The 19,283-nt window shown below is 34.8% G+C and carries 22 protein-coding genes; 11 read left to right on the top strand and 11 right to left on the bottom strand.

All coding sequences use genetic code 11. The annotated features are described in order from the left end of the window. Window positions 1-294: 294 nt before the first annotated feature. From PSU83_RS04880 to PSU83_RS04850, 7 genes are all read right to left on the bottom strand, one after another. Window positions 295-1,152 (bottom strand): TerC family protein, encoded by an 858-nt coding sequence (locus tag PSU83_RS04880; RefSeq protein ID WP_300587327.1) that lies wholly within the window; start codon window positions 1,150-1,152, stop codon window positions 295-297. 31 nt (window positions 1,153-1,183) lie between these two features. Then, a complete protein-coding gene (locus PSU83_RS04875; RefSeq protein WP_300587326.1) occupies window positions 1,184-1,555 on the bottom strand; it encodes a DNA topoisomerase IV in 372 nt (123 codons plus the stop codon). A gap of 206 nt (window positions 1,556-1,761) precedes the next feature. After that, window positions 1,762-1,989: a DUF6095 family protein gene (locus PSU83_RS04870; protein WP_300587323.1), complete on the bottom strand. Its 228-nt coding sequence runs from the start codon at window positions 1,987-1,989 to the stop codon at window positions 1,762-1,764. A gap of 1 nt (window position 1,990) precedes the next feature. Beyond that, a complete protein-coding gene (locus PSU83_RS04865; RefSeq protein WP_300587320.1) occupies window positions 1,991-2,479 on the bottom strand; it encodes a hypothetical protein in 489 nt (162 codons plus the stop codon). Between the two features lie 17 nt (window positions 2,480-2,496). Beyond that, window positions 2,497-3,309 carry an N-acetylmuramic acid 6-phosphate etherase gene (gene murQ, locus PSU83_RS04860; RefSeq protein ID WP_300587316.1) on the bottom strand — a complete coding sequence of 271 codons (813 nt, stop codon included), beginning with the start codon at window positions 3,307-3,309 and terminating at the stop codon, window positions 2,497-2,499. A 35-nt stretch (window positions 3,310-3,344) separates the two neighbouring features. Continuing rightward, complete coding sequence (locus tag PSU83_RS04855) at window positions 3,345-4,013, bottom strand: ZIP family metal transporter (RefSeq protein ID WP_300587314.1); 669 nt, start codon at window positions 4,011-4,013, stop codon at window positions 3,345-3,347. Between the two features lie 82 nt (window positions 4,014-4,095). After that, the gene (locus PSU83_RS04850; RefSeq protein ID WP_300587312.1) at window positions 4,096-4,860 is read right to left on the bottom strand and encodes a class I SAM-dependent methyltransferase; all 765 of its coding nucleotides are present in this window, start codon (window positions 4,858-4,860) and stop codon (window positions 4,096-4,098) included. Window positions 4,861-4,961: 101 nt separating this feature from the next. On the opposite strand from PSU83_RS04850, the gene PSU83_RS04845 reads away from it, so the two are divergent. Next, a complete protein-coding gene (locus PSU83_RS04845) occupies window positions 4,962-6,128 on the top strand; it encodes a THUMP domain-containing protein (RefSeq protein WP_300587310.1) in 1,167 nt (388 codons plus the stop codon). Here the strand turns inward: PSU83_RS04845 and PSU83_RS04840 are convergent, their stop codons facing one another. The 3 genes from PSU83_RS04840 to PSU83_RS04830 all read right to left on the bottom strand — a co-directional run bounded on the left by PSU83_RS04840 (window position 6,129) and on the right by PSU83_RS04830 (window position 8,729). Then, on the bottom strand, window positions 6,129-6,377 hold the full coding sequence (locus PSU83_RS04840) for a hypothetical protein (protein ID WP_300587308.1): 249 nt from the start codon (window positions 6,375-6,377) through the stop codon (window positions 6,129-6,131). It abuts the gene before it with no gap. Beyond that, entirely contained in the window at window positions 6,377-7,894 is a 1,518-nt protein-coding gene (locus PSU83_RS04835; protein ID WP_300587305.1) for a thioredoxin-like domain-containing protein, read from the bottom strand. Before PSU83_RS04835 ends, PSU83_RS04840 begins: the two co-directional genes overlap by 1 nt. 94 nt (window positions 7,895-7,988) lie before the next feature. After that, complete coding sequence (locus PSU83_RS04830; protein WP_300587303.1) at window positions 7,989-8,729, bottom strand: NYN domain-containing protein; 741 nt, start codon at window positions 8,727-8,729, stop codon at window positions 7,989-7,991. A gap of 209 nt (window positions 8,730-8,938) precedes the next feature. Here PSU83_RS04830 and PSU83_RS04825 point away from each other — a divergent pair, with 209 nt between their 5' ends. Beyond that, entirely contained in the window at window positions 8,939-9,313 is a 375-nt protein-coding gene (locus PSU83_RS04825) for a hypothetical protein (RefSeq protein WP_300587300.1), read from the top strand. Between the two features lie 2 nt (window positions 9,314-9,315). Here PSU83_RS04825 and PSU83_RS04820 read toward each other — a convergent pair whose 3' ends face one another. Then, the gene (locus PSU83_RS04820; RefSeq protein ID WP_300587298.1) at window positions 9,316-9,813 is read right to left on the bottom strand and encodes a GNAT family N-acetyltransferase; all 498 of its coding nucleotides are present in this window, start codon (window positions 9,811-9,813) and stop codon (window positions 9,316-9,318) included. A gap of 94 nt (window positions 9,814-9,907) precedes the next feature. Between PSU83_RS04820 and menD the strand changes: the two genes are divergently transcribed. The 9 genes from menD to sucD all read left to right on the top strand — a co-directional run bounded on the left by menD (window position 9,908) and on the right by sucD (window position 19,192). Then, window positions 9,908-11,569, top strand: a complete 1,662-nt coding sequence (gene menD / locus PSU83_RS04815) for a 2-succinyl-5-enolpyruvyl-6-hydroxy-3-cyclohexene-1-carboxylic-acid synthase (protein WP_300587296.1) — start codon at window positions 9,908-9,910, stop codon at window positions 11,567-11,569. A gap of 29 nt (window positions 11,570-11,598) precedes the next feature. Beyond that, entirely contained in the window at window positions 11,599-12,834 is a 1,236-nt protein-coding gene (locus PSU83_RS04810) for an HD domain-containing protein (RefSeq protein WP_300587294.1), read from the top strand. A gap of 33 nt (window positions 12,835-12,867) precedes the next feature. Then, on the top strand, window positions 12,868-13,890 hold the full coding sequence (lpxD, locus tag PSU83_RS04805) for a UDP-3-O-(3-hydroxymyristoyl)glucosamine N-acyltransferase (RefSeq protein ID WP_300587292.1): 1,023 nt from the start codon (window positions 12,868-12,870) through the stop codon (window positions 13,888-13,890). A 16-nt stretch (window positions 13,891-13,906) separates the two neighbouring features. Then, window positions 13,907-15,295: a bifunctional UDP-3-O-[3-hydroxymyristoyl] N-acetylglucosamine deacetylase/3-hydroxyacyl-ACP dehydratase gene (locus PSU83_RS04800; RefSeq protein ID WP_300587290.1), complete on the top strand. Its 1,389-nt coding sequence runs from the start codon at window positions 13,907-13,909 to the stop codon at window positions 15,293-15,295. An 85-nt stretch (window positions 15,296-15,380) separates the two neighbouring features. Beyond that, entirely contained in the window at window positions 15,381-16,166 is a 786-nt protein-coding gene (lpxA, locus tag PSU83_RS04795) for an acyl-ACP--UDP-N-acetylglucosamine O-acyltransferase (RefSeq protein ID WP_300587288.1), read from the top strand. A gap of 119 nt (window positions 16,167-16,285) precedes the next feature. Then, the gene (efp, locus tag PSU83_RS04790) at window positions 16,286-16,852 is read left to right on the top strand and encodes an elongation factor P (RefSeq protein ID WP_300587287.1); all 567 of its coding nucleotides are present in this window, start codon (window positions 16,286-16,288) and stop codon (window positions 16,850-16,852) included. Window positions 16,853-16,931: 79 nt separating this feature from the next. Beyond that, window positions 16,932-17,861, top strand: a complete 930-nt coding sequence (locus tag PSU83_RS04785; protein ID WP_300587285.1) for a UDP-3-O-(3-hydroxymyristoyl)glucosamine N-acyltransferase — start codon at window positions 16,932-16,934, stop codon at window positions 17,859-17,861. Window positions 17,862-17,863: 2 nt separating this feature from the next. Next, window positions 17,864-18,223, top strand: coding sequence for a nuclear transport factor 2 family protein (locus PSU83_RS04780; protein ID WP_300587283.1), 360 nt, complete (start codon window positions 17,864-17,866; stop codon window positions 18,221-18,223). Window positions 18,224-18,319: 96 nt separating this feature from the next. Then, complete coding sequence (sucD, locus tag PSU83_RS04775; RefSeq protein WP_300587281.1) at window positions 18,320-19,192, top strand: succinate--CoA ligase subunit alpha; 873 nt, start codon at window positions 18,320-18,322, stop codon at window positions 19,190-19,192. The last annotated feature ends 91 nt before the right edge of the window (window positions 19,193-19,283 follow it).

Raw genomic sequence — 19,283 nt, 5'->3', positions numbered from 1 at the left:
TTTAATCTATCTATTTTTGTCTTATAATCTGTATCGATTATTTAGGACTAGTCATTCAAAATCGTTTGCAAAATTAAAATTGAAACACAACTTGTTTCAAAATCGTTTGCAAAATTAAATTTGAAACAAAAATAATGCTGCTGAAAGGTTTTAAAAACCTGTCTGGTTTAAAAATACAATTCCTATCTAGCCCTGATAGCAATGAAAATAAAAAAAGCTTCCGAATTGGAAGCTTTTTTTATTGCAATGAATAGCAGGAATTACCATTACTGATAAATCCCGAACCGTTCGCTACTAATTCGTAGCATCTGTATCTTTCAACTTATTGTCGATAATTTCGCTATTACGAAGCTTAACAGCCTTTCTGCCTTTTTTCATTTTCAAATTGAGGAATTCTACAAATAAAGAGAAGAAAATAGCAAAGTATAAATAACCTTTCGGAATTACACCAACTTCTACATCGTTCCCAAAACGGAAATGTGCCAAATGCGATCCTTCGGCCAGAAGCATTACTCCGATTAAGATTAAAAATGACAAACCAAGAATTTGAATAGTCGGATGTTCATTCACAAACTTAGAAACTGGGCCTGCAAAAATCATCATAATTACAATAGAAATAACGACAGAAAGAATCATAATAATCAGAGCACCCTCGTAACCAAAACCGCCCTCTGAAGGGTCTTTCATGCTGACCATTCCAACTGCAGTTAAAATACTATCGAAAGAAAAAACAATATTTAATAAGGCAATTTGAAGTATGGCCTGAGACAAAGTAGCACTCGCTTTTCCCGTAGTTCCTTCTTCATCTCCTTCTAATTTATGGTGAATTTCAGAAACTGATTTATACAATAGAAACAAACCACCACCAAAAATAATTAAACTTTGTCCTGTAATGTGCGCTTCAAAGAAACCCCAATCTATTGATAACAATGTATCCTGTAAATTCAAAACCCAGGTAATTCCAAATAGCAATATAATCCTGAAAAGCATGGCTAACAATAGTCCAATTCGTCGCGCTTTGGGTTGGTCTTCTTCTTTAAGTTTTCCTGAAACGATCGAAAGAAATACAATATTGTCAATCCCCAGGATAATTTCTAAAAAGGTTAATGTTAATAGTGCAATTACTGCATTTGGTGTAAATAAAACTTCCATTTTTTTAATTTTAGTTTAGCATAAAATGCTGTTAGTCGACTTTAATGGCACTACCACGTTGTTTTTTATTGCTTCCTACAAAGGAATATTCAAAGGTATACGAGTTCTTCTCCGTATACAAAATTTTCATACTAATTGCCTTTTCTTCTTCCATCGATTTAGGATGTAGTTTTTGTAAAATGAATTCGCAGTCGTTTACCCAACGTACCGATGCTGAATCAGTTTTTCCGTTATAAGTTTCGATCTGAATGTTTTCCGTACGGACGAATGTTGATGTGTGTTTTTTACCATTAATATCCTGAACAAATTTAAATTTGCCGGTTCTAAAATCGGTGCAATCGCGCTCTTTTTGGTTGCAAGAAAGTATAGTTAAAGTGAGCAGGAGTAGTGTTATTTTTTTCATTTATGCTGAATTTAGTTCAGTGTGTTTTTATTTGAATTTAACCTGAATTTATTTTAGAAGCCATTTCCGGCTTTCCGTTTCAATCTTTTGTTATGATTTCCCTTCCGCTTTGCTATAGGGCAATCCTAAAAAAGGATTTCCACTGCAATCCGGGCTAATTTATTTTAGTTTATCGAGTTCATCATGGGTGAAATTTTCAGTAGTTCTTATTTATCATATTCAAAAAGTCCGTCTATAAGGTTTTTAACTCCTTTGAACAAAAAATATACTGCCATAAAACATATAAAAATCCCAAAACCCAAAACTACATAATGCCAAACGTTTTCCTTATTAATCCATGCGTTGTAAATTACGCTTGGTCCAATAAACATTAGCGGTAAGGCATAAAGCATAAATTTTACCCCTTTATTAAAAAGCTTTTTGTTGTCTGACATGTTAAAATTTGATTTGGAGTCCGACTCCATTCTGATTCGCTACAGCATTTAAATCGAACTCTAATGAAGTGGTATTTTTGAGACCGTCATTATACGATTGAACGACCTCTTCCATTTTTTTTGATCTTCCAGATAATACCGGAATAGATACGGCAATCATTCCGACACCAGCATAAGTCAATGCCGTTGGATATTTTGCATCCGAAAATAATCCAATCGCTAAATCAACGATAGTTAAAGTAGCTCCCAATCCCAATAAAGTGGTGCCAATAGTTTCCTTTGACTTGGCTTGCTGATATACCTTTAATGAATGAAGGTTTGATGCTAGTATTTTTTTCATCTGATAACTGGGCACCTGAACACCGTCTTGATATATTTTTCCGTTTTCTAATTTTAGTGGTTTTGGCGAACTGTCGCCCAAAGTTAATCCTTGAGAAAAAGTGGTAAATCCGATTAGTAATGTAAACAGTAAAAGAATATTTTTACTCATGATTTCAAAATTGTTTTTTATTTATTGTACTGATCAACGGCATTTCTGACGCTCCCAAATTCTTTCAATAAAGCCGCTGCTATTTCATAATTCACTGGAATTTCACCCATGATCATTTTTACGCCACGATCCACTAATTTGTCGTTACTCAATTGCATATCAACCATTTTGTTTCCTTTTACTTTTCCAAGCTGAATCATTGTCGCTGTGGAAATCATATTCAGGACTAATTTCTGAGCTGTTCCAGCTTTCATTCGCGAACTTCCGGTAACGAATTCGGGACCAACCACAACAACCACTGGAAATTTGGCAATTAAACCAATGGGACTTCCGTCATTACAAGAAATAGACCCAGTACTGATATTATTTTCGTTGCATTTTTCTAAACCACCAATTACATAAGGCGTTGTTCCTGATGCTGCGATTCCAATTACAATATCATTTTCACTAATATTTTGTTCTTGTAAATCAACCCAAGCTTGTGTAGTATTGTCTTCAGCATTTTCAACGGCACGTCGAATGGCTTTATCACCGCCAGCAATAATTCCATTAACCAAATCAAATTGAACTCCAAAAGTAGGCGGACATTCAGAAGCATCAACAATTCCCAATCGACCGGAAGTGCCGGCACCAATGTAGAAAAGGCGACCACCGAGTTTCATTTTTTCGACGGTTTTGGTAACCAATGCTGCTATTTGTGGCAATGCTTTTTCAACCGCAAGCGGTACCGTTTTATCTTCACTATTAATATTGAATAACAAATCGGCAACTGACATTTTTTCTAAATGTTCGTATTTGGAGGATTGTTCGGTGGTTTTTATGAAGTTCATTTTTTATTGTAGCAAAGTTTCAAAGTTACAAAGTTTTATAAAAAACTTGCTAATACAATCCCTAAAATAATCATCGATACTTTAGCAAGGTTGAATTTGTGACCTTCACTACTTTCAAAGATAATGGTAGAAGAAATATGGAATAGAATTCCAATTACAACGGCTGTTATTTCGGTGTAATATTGATTTACTATTGGTACACTATCTGAAACCAAAGTACCAAGCGGAGTCATAAGCGCAAAAGTCAACATGAATAATAACAAAACTGTTTTATTCAATTGTGCATTTATGAAAAATGTAGTTAAAATAATCGCGATAGGTAAGTGGTGGATCGCAATTCCGTATGCCAAATCGTGATGATGTCCCACAGGAAAACCTTCGAGAAAAGCGTGAATACACAAACTGATAAACAATAACCAAGGCATTTTTATCATTTTATCATGACCATGCACATGTCCGTGTTCCGCACCTTTGGAAAAAAATTCTAAAATGATTTGGAATAATATTCCACACATAATGAAAATTCCAACATTTTTAGTGTGGCTTTCATATACTTCAGGAAGCAAATGCATAACAGTTAATGACAATAAAAACGAACCACTAAAGGCCAATAAAAGTTTTAAATTTTGCTTGACTTTTGGTTTAAGTAAAATAGCAATTAAGTAGCCAATAAGTACTGAAAGTAAAGGAAGTAAGTAGTTCATTCGTTTTGATTTGGTTATTTGGATATTTGGTTATTTGAATTCAGATTTAACAAATCAACAAATCACCGAATTACCGCATCCACTATTTAAAAATCATTATTAAACGTTCACTTGTGTTTTTGTGGAATTTCTTCAGCTTATAATCTCCAAAAGTATCCAGGAGGTATATTCCAGTTTCATCCATCATATTTTGGAAATCTTCTAAAGTGTAGGCTCTGACTTTTTCTGTGAACTGAAATTTTTCACCTTTGTCTTCAAAATCAATTTGTTTGGTAATAAAACCATCGACTACAAATCGTTTAATATAAAATGTAATTCCGTCTACTTCTTTAATTTCTTCTGGAATCAGATTCTCGATAACCTGCTGTGAATTCATAAAATCGATTACGGCAAAACCATAATCTGAAAGACTTTCTTTAATTGCCAGTAATGTTTTGATATCATCTTCACGGTTTTCAAAATAACCAAAGCTGGTAAACAAATTGAAAATCGCATCAAACTTAGCATCAAAAGGTTCTCGTTTGTCATGAACCAAAAAATGTAAGGTATCATTCTCGTTTATTTTGGCTTCCGCGATACTGTTTTCGGATAAATCAGCACCTACAACATCAAATCCTAATTGATTCAAGTAAATAGAATGTCTCCCTTTTCCACAAGCCAAGTCTAAAACCTTTGCTTTTTCGGGTAGATTTAAATAATGCGTCAAGTTGTCCATGAAAATTTGGGCTTCACGGTAATTTCTATCTTTGTAAAGTATGTGATAATAAGGCGTGTCAAACCAAGAAGAATACCATTTTTCTGATTTAAGACTGGTGATTTCGGATTTCGTATTTTCTGGTGTAGACATTTATTCTTTTCAAATCAATTCTGAACGCGCAAATTTAATGTATTTTTGCCGAAGTTATAGCAAATAGACTATTGATATTGCTATTGAAATTGATATTGAACATGGAGAATTTTAAAATGATTGCCAAAACCTTTTTTGGTTTTGAAGAACTATTAGCAAAAGAATTACAGCAATTAGGCGCGCAAGATGTTGAAATTGGCACACGAGCTGTCACTTTTAAAGGAGATAAAGGTTTTATGTACAAAGCCAATTTGTCCTTGCGAACTGCCTTAAAAATATTAAAACCGATTTATTATTTCAAAGCTACGAACGATCAAAATTTGTATAAAGGCATTCAGGGAATTGATTGGTCTAAATACCTAAATGAAAATCAAACGTTTGTTATCGATACCACGATTCATTCGGATAATTTTAAACATTCGCAGTTTGTTTCTCAAAAAGCTAAAGATGCGATTGTTGATCAATTTCGGGAGAAATCAGGACAACGACCAAGTGTAGAAAAAGACCATCCGGATTTAAGAATCAATATTCACATTGATAGAGATCAAGTTTCAGTTGCATTAGATACTTCTGGAGCTTCATTACACCAAAGAGGTTACAAAACAGCTACCAATATTGCTCCGATAAATGAAGTTTTGGCCGCTGGAATGTTATTGTTGGCAGGTTGGGAAGGGAAAAGCGATTTTTTAGATCCGATGTGTGGCTCGGGAACCGTATTGGCGGAAGCCGCTATGATTGCCTGTAATATTCCGGCTAACATTAACAGAAAAGAATTTGCATTCGAAAAATGGAGCGATTGGGATAACGATTTATTCGATCAAATCATTGATGCCTTAATGAAGCGAACCCGTGAATTTCATTACACTATAACGGGATACGACAAAGCGCCAAGTGCGGTTCAAAAAGCTAAAGACAATATACTGAATGCTAATCTGGATGATTATATTACCATAAGCCAAGCTGATTTTTTTGAAACTAAAAAAGAAAATACGGGACCGTTACAAATGGTTTTCAATCCACCTTATGGGGAACGATTGAACATTGAATTGGAACGTTTTTACCGAGAAATAGGGGATACGTTGAAAAATAATTATCCCAACACGAATGCTTGGTTTATTACGGCAAACCTGGAAGCTTTAAAGTTTGTTGGGCTAAGACCTTCACGAAAAATTAAGCTTTTCAACGGAAGTTTGGAAGCGCGTTTGGTAAAATACGAAATGTATGAAGGAAGCAAAAAAGGGAAATATATGAATCTAGAAGAAGAATAGTTATTTTTTTCGACGACGGGCTATTTCTTCCTTTATTTTTTTGACGTTCGCAATATTTACAATAAGTAAGGGTATAAATACTAAGGGTAACATTAGGAATACATTAAATCCTTGTTGCGTTGTTAAATAAATACCAGATATGAGTTGGATGAGTATTATGGTCCCCATTAACCAACTCATTGCCGTAGCAGTTTTTTCTCTTTTTTGGAGTTCTGCGACGCTTAATGTTTTGATTTCTATTGGTTTCATTATTTCAAGTTTTTGGATTCTTGTTCCAGTAATTTAATCATAGGTTTTACTTGCTCAGCATCAATACGTTTTGCTTTGATAATTTTATTTTTATCTAAAATATAAATCACAGGCGTAGAGTATACATCATATTTTTCAATCGCATTGTTGTAGTGTGCGCCATCATAAACGTTTATCCATGGAAGTTTATTATCCGCTATATATTTCAAGTATTTTTCACCTTCATGTTGCATGTAAACGCTGTAAACTTTTACATTCATTTTTTCTTTCAACATTTCATTATAGGATTCAAGCAATTTTGGAATTTCCTTTTGGCAATGGCCACAATCCACATCCCAAAAAACAAGTACCGTGTAATCTGCTTTAACATCGCTTAATTTCATATATAATTTAGTAACTGCAGTTACATTCTTATAATAAACAGTGGTCATTTCTTCGCTGTTTTTAGCATTTTCAAATCCCATAGCTTTCATTTTGCTAAAATCTTCTGCCTTAATCATGAGTAAATCTTGAGCTGCTGCTCCAACCAATAAAGGCTTAAGCTTATCGGCACGTCTGATGATTTTCTGTACAATTTCTGGATCTTCATAAATACCGTTTGCTTTACCGGTTTTAAAATAAGTATCTGACATGTGTACAAATACTTTGTCAAATCCCATCATTTTTGAGGTTTCGTAAGTATAGGTAAAATGAGCCAGCAGAAGCTTGTGCGTTAATGTTCCGGGTTTTGTTTTACTCATTATTTTATCTATTTCAACAGCAACGCTATCCGGATGCGAAATGATAATCGACTCAAAATACTTTTTTACTTTAGTATTAAAAAACGGATTGCGCACTATACCGTCATCTGCAAAATTCACATCGTCCCAGTAATGGCTTTTATAATACTTGAAGACCTTAATGCTATCGGGTCTTCCGTTAGATGCTTTTGGAATTTCTTTAAGTAATTTTTCTACTTTCAAATTCATCACATCACCAATATAAGTCCCTTTGTGAGTTGATAAGAAGTTAGACTCATACAAATTAATGTTCCGTTCAAATTCTTTTTCTTTCTCTTTCAGCGCAAGTGTATCCTTCTTTGTTAGAAATTGTTTTCCGGATTTATAGGCTTGGAAATTCACATTCTGTTGGTTGACAAATTGAATGTAGTTGAAGAATTCGTTTTCCAGAGGGGAATTCAAAGCTTTTAATTCTTTACCAATATTTGGGCTGGCCACACTTGACATTTCTAGTTTTTGCGTAGTATCATCAATAAAGAAATCAAAGTAAATTGCTTTTTTCTGACTTACTAAGGAGTAAATTCCTTTGTCAAGTTTATTTTTTCCTGTGAAAACAATTTTACCATCTTTAATAGTGGTGCAAGTATCTTTAATTAAGGTTTTATCGAACTGGTAGTATGTAAGATATGCCAAGGTATCAGGACAGTTTTTTAAGTTTATTGTTATTTCATATCCCGATTGTGCAACGGCAAAAAATGAAGATAAAAATAAGACAAGAGCAAAAAGTATTTTCTTCATAAAACTACAATGTGTTATTTAAGACGGTCAAAAATAATCTATTTGATAAAAAAACAAAACATTGAACTTTTAAATTTTCCTTAAAATCGTATTTTTATTTAAGTCTTACCAATGGATGGTTTAATCCGTTAACAATATTCTTTACGACTTGATATTTTTCGATACTTTCAAATAGTTTGGTTAAGTTCCTAAATCCAAAAGTTCTGGAGTCAAAACTTGGTGAAATTTTACGAAGATTGGCTCCAATATTTGAAATATAAGCTTCGTCATCTTCATTGGCTGAAATATCAAAAGCTTTATCAATAATCGAAAGATTAATCTTTGCTACGTCGCTTTCTTTAACTGCTATTTCTTTTGCAGTAGTTTTCTTTTTAGTGATTGGAATGATTTCATGTTCTGCAAAAAGATTTTCCGAAAACGTAAATATTTCACAGGATTGAACAAAAGCACTTGGGGTTTTCTTTTGCCCTATTCCCATAACAAAAAGTCCTTCTTCTCTAATTCTTTTTGCCAAACCGGTGTAATCACTATCGCTAGAAACAATACAAAAGCCTTCAACATTTTTGCTGTGAAGTATATCCATTGCTTCAATAATCAGCGAGCTATCGGTTGAGTTTTTTCCCGTTGTATAGGCAAATTTCTGAATCGGACTGATGGAATACTGATTGATGATTTCTTTCCATCCATTCATGTTTGTTTGCGTCCAATCACCATAAATTCTTCTAATGGTTGCTTTTCCATATTTAGAAACTTCTTCAAGGATTTCTTTGATTAATTTGGGTTGGGCATTATCGCCATCGATTAAAACGGCGATGTTAAATTTTGTAGTTTCCATCAATGATCTATTTAAGGATTACAATATAGTTATTTTTTTTGAGTTTGATTCTTGAACATACGCCACAGTATAAAAAGTAGATTTTATCGACAAACGTCATCGCACTTGTGATTTGAAGGTTTTTTTTTCCGTTAAACGATTTTTAAACAATTAGTCATTTTTTGTTAATAAGTTTGGGTTAGAAAATCAAATACCACAACGATTACACTATGAATAATATATTCAATCCAATATACAGACAAGAGTATTTAGAAGGATATTCTAGCGGCTTAAATCCCTACATAACAATTAACCAAAATCGAAAAGAAGCTTTTGCTAGCGGTTTCAATCAAGGTCGACAAGACTATGAACGAATGAATGGAAAAGTGGTTCACGGCATCCCAAAATTGATTGTTACCAACAAAGTTTTAGAGGATTTCCTTTTGGCCGGAATGCTGGGCATTAGAATAAATGATGATGATTATACCTCATTCCAAATTGACGTGATCTCAAAATGGTACCAAAGCGGCATCGAAAAATACAATCCCAATCAAAGTAGTTATCTTTTAGGTATTCTCGAAGAAATCGGAATTGATATAATCTAATTCTATTCTAATAAAAGTTGCATAATAACACTGTGCAACCATCGTTCAAACTTAAAACCGCTTTCCTTTATAGTTCCAACTATTTCAAAACCGAATTGCTGGTGAAAACTAATACTGCTTTGATTCTCAGAATCAATTACGGCAACCATTGTATGCAACTTTTGTTCTTTAGCCAGAGCAATCAGCTTTTGCAATAGTACTTTGCCAATTCCCTTTCCGTGCTCGTTTGGAGCTACATAAACCGAATGTTCTACAGTAAATTTATAGGCTTCGCGAAAGCGGAACTCACTATAATAGCCAAAACCCACAATTCGCTCGTTTATTGTTACAACAATTACTGGGAAACCTTTCTGTAGCTTTTCGTCAAATATAGCTTGCTGTTGTTCCTTAGTTCGGTTTTGATAATCGTATAAAGCGGTCGAGTTCTGAATATAATAATTGAGAATTTCCACGATGGCTTTGGCATCCGCAGTGGTGTAAGGTCTAATTTTGATTTCCATAGCTAAAAAAAGTAGTCGTAAAAGTAAGAAAACAAATTACAGTATTGAAAAAGCTGAACAACTTTGTATATTTGTTATCCTTATAAAAACAACAATGATTTATCCTAAAATACCTTTAGCGCAAAGCATTATCGAAATATGCCATGCCAAAGGAGTTCACGATATTATTATTTCACCGGGTTCCAGAAACGCACCTTTAACAATTGGATTTACCAATAATCCCAAATTCAATTGTTATAGCATTGCTGACGAACGTTGTGCGGCATTTTTTGCGTTGGGAATTGCACAACAAACGAAAAAACCGGTTGCTGTCGTTTGTACTTCAGGTTCGGCGTTATTGAATTATTATCCGGCTTTGGCCGAAGCTTTCTACAGTCAAATTCCTTTTATCGTAATTTCTGCCGACCGACCTTTTGACAAAATTGATATTGGCGACGGACAAACTATTCGTCAGGAAAATGTTTTCATCAATCATTCGTTATACAATGCCAATCTTACCGAAGATGCATCCGAAGCAAATGATGTTTTTATAAACGAAGCCATAAATGTCGCCATTGCCCGAAAAGGGACAGTTCATATCAACGTACCATTTGAAGAACCTTTGTATGAAACCACCAATAAACTTTCAGTTGATTATAATATTACTGGTTTACACATAACGCATCCATTGGTCGATGTTGCTGATATAATTGCGTTTTCCACCTTATGGAATCACAGCAAAAAAGTTTTGGTTTTGGTGGGCGAATGTGCTCCAAATTCGGTAGAACAAAGATGGTTGGACCAATTGGCCGAATTCCCATCGGTTGTTGTAATGACGGAAACAACTTCTAATTTACATCATCCAAGTTTTATTACTAAAATAGATACTTTAATTACGCCATTTTCGCAAGCTGAATTTTTGAAATTGCAACCTAGGATTTTGATCACTTTTGGTGGAATGATTGTATCCAAAAGAATTAAAGCGTTTCTTAGAAAAAACAAACCAAGACATCATTGGCATATTGACGAATGGCGCGCTTATGATACTTTTGGTATACTGACCAATCATTTTAAAGTGAGCCCAAATCAGTTTTTTAAGCAGTTTCTGCCGTTTGTTAAAAGTCTAGACAGCGATTACAAATCAACTTTTGAAACTATTGTCCAGCAGCGAATTGTGAAACACGATGACTATCTTTTTAAAATTCCGTTTTCCGATTTAAAAGCATTTGAAATAATCTTTTCTAGTTTGCCCAAAAAGGTACAGTTACAAATTAGTAACAGTTCACCTATTCGCTATGCACAATTATTCGACATTGACAAATCGATAGAAGTTTTCTGTAATAGAGGAACAAGCGGCATAGATGGATGTACATCAACTGCAATAGGCGCAGCTGTTGGAAGTAAAAAAGCTACTGTTTTAATTTCGGGCGACGTTGGTTTTTTATACGATAGCAATGCGCTTTGGAACAATTACATTCCGAAAAACTTTAAAATTATACTAATAAACAATGGCGGCGGTGGAATATTTAGAATTCTCCCAGGACATAACGACACGGAAACATTCAACACCTTTTTTGAGACATCACATTGCTTGACAGCGGAACATTTGGCTAAAATGTATCGGCTAGAATATGCTTTCGCAAGTGATGAAACTTCTTTGAAAAAGGAATTGTCAAATTTGTACAGCCAAAATGAAAAGCCAATGCTATTAGAGATTTTTACGCCAACACGAGAGAATGGCAAACTATTACTGAACTACTTTAAAGCTTTGGTTTAAATGAATATCTTTACTAAAACCCAAAATTTGTGAGTAACACCAACAAACTTAAAATATTCAACGATCCGATTTATGGGTTTATAACCATTCCGAACACGTTGATTTATGATTTAATTCAGCATCCCTACTTTCAGCGTTTGCGGCGTATTTCTCAAATGGGATTATCGTATTTGGTGTATCCGGGCGCACATCATACCCGTTTTCATCATGCAATTGGAGCGATGCACATGATGCAACGCGCTGTAGAAGTATTGCGTTTTAAAGAGGTTTTAATTTCAAAAGACGAAGAAAATGCTTTATATATTGCTATTTTGTTGCACGATATTGGTCACGGACCCTTTTCACATGCAATGGAACACAGCATTGTAGAAGAAGTAAATCATGAAGCTATTTCGTTATTGTTCATGAATAAACTTAACGAAGAATTTGACGAAGAATTAAGTTTGGCAATTCAGGTTTTTAAAGGAGAATATCATAGAAAATTCATGTTGCAATTGATTTCAAGTCAGTTGGATATGGATCGAATGGATTATCTAAAACGTGATAGTTTTTATTCGGGCGTAGCGGAAGGAAATATCAATTCCGACCGATTAATCCAAATGATGAATGTGGTGGAAGATGTTTTGGTTATGGAGGAAAAAGGAATTTATTCGATTGAAAAATTCCTAATGGCAAGGCGATTAATGTATTGGCAAGCGTATTTACATAAAACCAGTTTGGTAGCCGAATTGACATTGACAAAAGCATTACAAAGAGCCAAAGAAGTACTTCACAAAGGAATTGAGATTGAATGTAGTAAGCCTTTGAAGTTCTTTATGGAGCATAAAATTACACTTGAAAATTTCTCAAATGATACTTTAGATAAATTTTCACAATTAGATGATTTTGATATTATTAGCGCTTTAAAAAATTGGCAACATCATCCTGATTTTATTCTAAGTAGTTTAAGCAAAATGATTATCAACAGGGATTTGTCTAAAGTGAAGTTGAACAACGAAAAATTCCCTAAAGAAGTTTTGGAAGAAATGACGAAACGTTTTGCAAAAGAACATTCTATAACAGAACAAGAAGCCAAATATTTCATTTTTAAAGGAAAGATTAAAAATCAGGCGTACAACAAGGATGCTGAACCCATTAGTATATTGAAGAAAGACCGCACTATAGAAGATGTTGTTGAAGCTTCCGATCAATTAAATTTAAAAGCATTATCAAAACCGGTAACTAAGTATTTTATTTGTTACCCAAAACAACTTGAGGAAATTTAACATTAAAATTGTTTTTTTTATACTTTTGTCTCGATGAAATTTACAGCAGCACAAATAGCGGGAATTCTTGAAGGTGAAGTGGTGGGAAACCCTGAAGCCGAAGTATTCAAATTAGCCAAGATTGAAGAAGGCACTAAAGGTTCGCTAACATTTTTGGCTAACCCAAAGTATGCGAATTTCATTTATACAACTGCAGCAACGATTACCATTGTCAATATGGATTTCGTTCCTGAAAATGAACTCACTACCACATTAATTAAAGTTGAGGATGCGTATCAAGGATTTTCAAAATTATTAGAATATTACAATCAGGTGAAGTTAATGAAATCCGGAATCGAACAACCTTCTATGATTTCAGAGAATGTCACTTATGGCGAACAGTTGTATTTAGGAAGCTTTAGTTATATTGGTAAAAATGTAATCATTGGTAAAAATGTGAAAATTTATCCAAACTGTTTTATAGGTGATAATGTTACGATTGGTGACAACTGTATCTTTTTTGCAGGCGTTAAAATATATTCTGAAACTATAATTGGTAGCAATTGCAACTTCCATTCGGGGTGTGTTGTGGGTTCTGATGGTTTTGGTTTTGCACCTACAGAAGAGGGAACATTCAATAAAATTCCGCAAATTGGAAATGTAATTATTGAAGATAATGTTGAAATTGGTGCCAATACGACGATAGACAGAGCCACCTTGGGAACCACTTTTATCCGAAAAGGAGTAAAGCTAGACAATCATATTCAGGTGGCACATAATGTTGAAATTGGAGAAAATACTGTGATTGCAGCTCAAACGGGAATCGCAGGCTCAACTAAAATTGGGAACAACTGTATGATTGGTGGGCAAGTTGGCATTGCTGGACATATTACAATTGGCAATAACGTCCGTGTTCAGGCGCAATCCGGAATAGGGAAAAGCATTGCAGATGGCGAAATAATTCAGGGATCACCTGCATTTAATTATGGAGATTTCAGTAAATCGTATGTTCATTTCAGAAATTTACCTAAGATTGTCGCTGATATTGAGGATTTAAAAAAGAATAATTTAAACTAAACTAAATAAGCATTTCATGGTTAAACAAAAGACCATCCAAAACGAGATTTCACTTACGGGAGTTGGATTACATACAGGAAAAGAAGTTAAAATGACTTTTAAACCTGCACCAATTAACAACGGTTATACGTTTGTAAGAGTAGATTTAGAAGGACACCCGGTTATCGAGGCTGATGCCAGTTATGTAGTAAATACACAACGCGGTACAAACCTTGAAAAGCGTGGCGTTAAAATCCAGACTTCTGAGCATGTATTAGCGGCCTTTGTGGGTTGTGATGTGGATAACGTAATTATTGAATTAAACGAATCAGAGCCGCCAATTATGGATGGTTCTTCTAAGTTTTTTGTGGAAGCTATCGAAAAAGCTGGAGTGGTAGAGCAGGATGCAGAACGTTGCTATTATGTTGTGAAAGAGGTAATTTCTTTTACAGATGAAGCTACAGGAAGCGAAATCCTTTTAATGCCTGCAGATGAATATCAAGTGACGACTATGGTTGATTTTGGGACTAAAGTTTTAGGAACTCAAAATGCTACAATGAAAAACATTTCAGAATTTAAGTCTGAAATTGCTGATGCACGAACCTTTAGTTTCCTTCACGAATTAGAAACTTTATTGGATAATGGTTTAATAAAAGGTGGTGATTTGAACAATGCCATCGTTTATGTTGACAAAGAAATTTCTCCAAAAACTATTGAAAATTTGAAAGTTGCATTTGGTAAAGATTCTATTTCGGTTAAACCAAATGGAATTCTGGACAACCTGACTTTGCACTATCCAAACGAAGCCGCACGTCATAAATTACTTGATGTAATTGGTGATTTAGCCTTGGTTGGAATGAGAATCAAAGGAAAAGTAATAGCGAATAAACCGGGACATTTCGTAAACACTCAGTTTGCAAAAAAATTATCTAAGATGATTAAGATTGAGCAGAAAAATCAAGTTCCAGTTTTTAATTTGCACTTGGAACCCTTGATGGATATTCATAAAATAATGAGTATTCTTCCGCACAGACCGCCCTTTTTGTTTATCGACAGAATTATTGAAATGTCCGATAGTCATGTTGTAGGTTTGAAAAATGTAACAATGAATGAAACATTCTTCGTTGGACATTTTCCCGGAGCACCAGTAATGCCTGGAGTAATCATTGTTGAGGCCATGGCACAAACCGGTGGAATTTTAATCTTAAGTTCGGTTCCAGATCCAGAAAATTATTTGACGTACTTCATGAAAATCGACAATGTGAAGTTCAAACATAAAGTGTTACCAGGGGATACCTTGGTGTTTAAATGTGATTTAATTTCTCCTATCCGTAGAGGAATTTGTCACATGCAGGCAAGCGCTTATGCTAATGGAAAATTAGTAGCTGAAGCAGAATTAATGGCTCAAATTGCCAGAATAAACTAAACTATAACAAATGAAATGAGTGGTTTGCAATTACATTTTAAAGTGCGAATTACATTTGACTAATAAAAAACAATAGAAAAGACAAATGAATCAACCCTTAGCATACGTACATCCAGGAGCAAAAATTGCCAAAAATGTAGTTATAGAGCCTTTTACAACCATTCACAACAATGTAATTATTGGTGATGGAACTTGGATTGGATCTAATGTAACCATCATGGAAGGTGCACGAATTGGTAAAAACTGTAATATTTTCCCTGGAGCAGTAATTTCTGCCGTGCCACAAGATTTGAAGTTTGGAGGTGAAGATTCACTTGCAGTAATTGGTGACAATGTAACTATTAGAGAATGTGTTACGATCAACAGAGGAACAGTAGCTTCTGGTCAGACAAAAATTGGAAACAACTGTTTGATAATGGCAACGGCGCATATAGCACACGATTGTCATATTGGCGATAACGCAATTATTGTTAACGGTGTGGCTTTGGCCGGACACGTAATTGTTGGAAACTATGCAATCATAGGCGGTTTAGCAGCAATTCACCAGTTCATTCATATTGGAGATCACGCGATGATTTCTGGAGGTTCCTTGGTTCGTAAAGATGTCCCTCCTTATACTAAAGCTGCAAAAGAGCCGCTTTCTTATGTTGGAATCAATTCTGTTGGATTGAGAAGACGCGGATTTACAGCAGAAAAAATCAGAGAGATTCAGGATATCTATAGGATTCTGTACCAAAAAAGTTATAATACGTCGCAGGCTGTTGGTATCATTGAAGCGGAAATGTCAGCTTCACCAGAACGCGATGAAATATTGGATTTTATCAGAAACTCATCAAGAGGTATCATGAAAGGCTATTCTGGAGCATATTAAAAAAGTATTCATTCAGTGTTCAGTAATTAGTATTTAGGAGCACAAAACATTCAAAATACCATACCAAGCGCAGTCGAAGTTCTTTAAAACGAAAAAACAAATAAACTAATAAACATACAATGGCATCTACATCAGATATTAGAAACGGATTATGCATCAAGTTCAATCACGATATTTATAAAATCATCGAATTTCTTCATGTTAAACCTGGAAAAGGTCCAGCTTTCGTGAGAACAAAAATGAAAAGTTTAACGAACGGAAAAGTATTAGACAATACCTTTTCGGCAGGACATAAGATTGAAGATGTACGTGTTGAAACACAAACGTATCAGTATTTGTATGCAGAAGGAGACCAATTTCATTTTATGAATACCGAAAATTTTGAGCAAATCACATTAGAGAAAAAAATCCTTGATGCTCCAGATTTATTGAAAGAAGGAACTTTGGTAATGGTACAAATCAATACAGAAACTGATTTACCACTTTCTGTAGATATGCCAGCTTCTATTGTTTTAGAAGTTACTTACACTGAGCCAGGAGTTAAAGGAAATACTGCTACAAATGCTCACAAACCTGCGAAAGTAGAAACTGGAGCTTCTGTAAACGTTCCTTTATTTATCAATGAAGGCGACAAAATCAAAATTGATACGGCGACGGGTTCTTATATGGAAAGAGTTAAGGAATAAATTTGTTTTAAAGTTTAAAGTTTCAGGTTGTGTCAAACCACCTGAACATGAAACCTGAAACCTGAAACAAATCTAAAACATGAAGTTCCCAAAAACACATACGCTCAAAGAAATTGCTGAAATCATCGGTTGCCAATATGTTGGGGCTGATGATTTTCCTGTGGAAGGCATGAACGAAATTCACGTGGTTACGCCGGGTGATATCGTTTTTGTAGATCATCCAAAGTATTATGATAAGGCTTTAGAATCGGCGGCGACTATTGTTTTAATTAACAAAGAAGTCGAATGTCCAGTTGGAAAAGCATTGTTGATTTCTGACGATCCGTTTAGGGATTTTAATACTCTTACCAAACATTTTCGCCCTTTTGTGCCAGCAAGTGCTAGTATTTCAGAATCGTCAACGATTGGAGAAGGAACTATTGTTCAGCCCAATTGTTTTATCGGAAATCATGTAACGATTGGTAAAAACTGTCTGCTTCATGCCAATGTAATTGTTTACGATCATACGGTGATTGGCGATAATGTCATCATTCATTCGGGAACCATTCTTGGCGCTGATGCTTTTTATTATAAAAAACGTACTGAAGGATTCGACCAATTGCTTTCATGCGGCAGAGTGGTTATTGAAGATAATGTTGGAATAGGAGCGTTATGTACTATTGACAAAGGCGTTACGGGAGATACTACTATTGGTGCGGGAACAAAAATCGACAATCAAGTGCATGTTGGTCACGATACGATTATTGGAAAAAAATGTCTTATTGCTTCGCAAACCGGAATCGCTGGTTGTGTAATTATTGAAGATGAAGTTACCATGTGGGGTCAAGTGGGTACTACAAGCGGAATCACGATAGGAGCGAAGGCGGTTATCATGGGACAAACGGGAGTAACCAAATCGGTTGAAGGTGGAAAGAGTTATTTCGGAACACCAATAGAAGAATCCAGAGAGAAATTAAAGCAATTGGCTAATGTCAAGAAAATACCAGAAATTTTAAACAAACTAAAATAAAGATGAGCGCTAAAGAAATCGTTCTAGAGTTTTACAAATCAGATGTCTTATTGGAAAGCGAAACTGTTTCAAAGTTTTTACATGCTGATGTAGTTTTGGAATGGCACAGTTCAAAAGGGTATCTAAAATTAAAACATCAGGAGATCATCGACTTATCTACTGAATTAGGCAAAGCGTATGTTCGTTCGAAAGCAAGAATCACACATATTCTCGAAGATGGAAATACCGTTTCTGTTCGCTACGCACATTATGTAAAAACCATCGAAAACCCAAGAGAAGAAATGCTTTTAGCCCACTTTATGGTTGTCTGGGAGCTGAAAAACAACAAACTTTACAGAGGCTATCAAATGAGTCAACTGTAGTTTTTGATAAAAAACAGAGTCCTGATTAGTGAACACTGAACACTATTTCATACTTTTGCAACACTAGAAAAATAAACACAATAAACAAATACAAACATGAGCGTTTTAGTTAATAAAAATTCAAAAATAATAGTTCAGGGATTTACAGGTAGCGAAGGAACTTTTCACGCTACGCAAATGATTGAATACGGTACTAATGTGGTTGGTGGTGTTACTCCAGGAAAAGGAGGAACAACGCATTTAGACCGACCTGTTTTTAATACAGTTAAAGACGCTGTAGAAAAAGCAGGAGCTGATACTTCTATCATTTTCGTTCCGCCAGCTTTTGCTGCTGATGCTATTATGGAAGCTGCAGACGCTGGTATCAAAGTAATTATTGCTATTACTGAAGGTATTCCTGTTGCAGATATGATTAAAGCAAATGAATATATCAAACGAAGAGATTGTAGATTAATTGGTCCAAACTGCCCAGGTGTTATTACTCCAGGTGAAGCCAAAGTTGGTATTATGCCAGGTTTTGTATTCAAAAAAGGAACTGTTGGAATTGTATCTAAATCGGGTACATTAACCTATGAAGCGGCTGACCAAGTAGTGAAACAAGGAATGGGAATCACAACAGCTATTGGTATTGGTGGAGATCCAATAATTGGAACTACAACTAAAGAAGCAGTTGAATTATTAATGAATGATGACGAAACGAAATGTATCGTTATGATTGGAGAAATCGGTGGTCAATTAGAAGCAGATGCTGCTAAATGGGTTAAAGCTGATGGAAACCGTAAACCAGTTGTTGGTTTCATTGCTGGAGAAACTGCTCCTAAAGGAAGAACAATGGGTCACGCAGGTGCAATCGTGGGTGGTACTGATGATACAGCTGAAGCTAAAAAACGTATCATGAGAGAATGTGGCATTCACGTGGTAGATTCACCAGCAGAAATAGGTAAAAAAGTGAAAGAAGTAATGGGATAATATCCATTCAAATTATATTTAAAAAAAGCTTCACATTAGTGGAGCTTTTTTATTTCGTACTTTCTTATATTTGAGACTCAAATTACTAGCT

Source organism: Flavobacterium sp., from assembly GCF_029945805.1.
GTDB lineage: Bacteria > Bacteroidota > Bacteroidia > Flavobacteriales > Flavobacteriaceae > Flavobacterium.
This window is presented reverse-complemented; position numbering and strand designations above follow the sequence as displayed.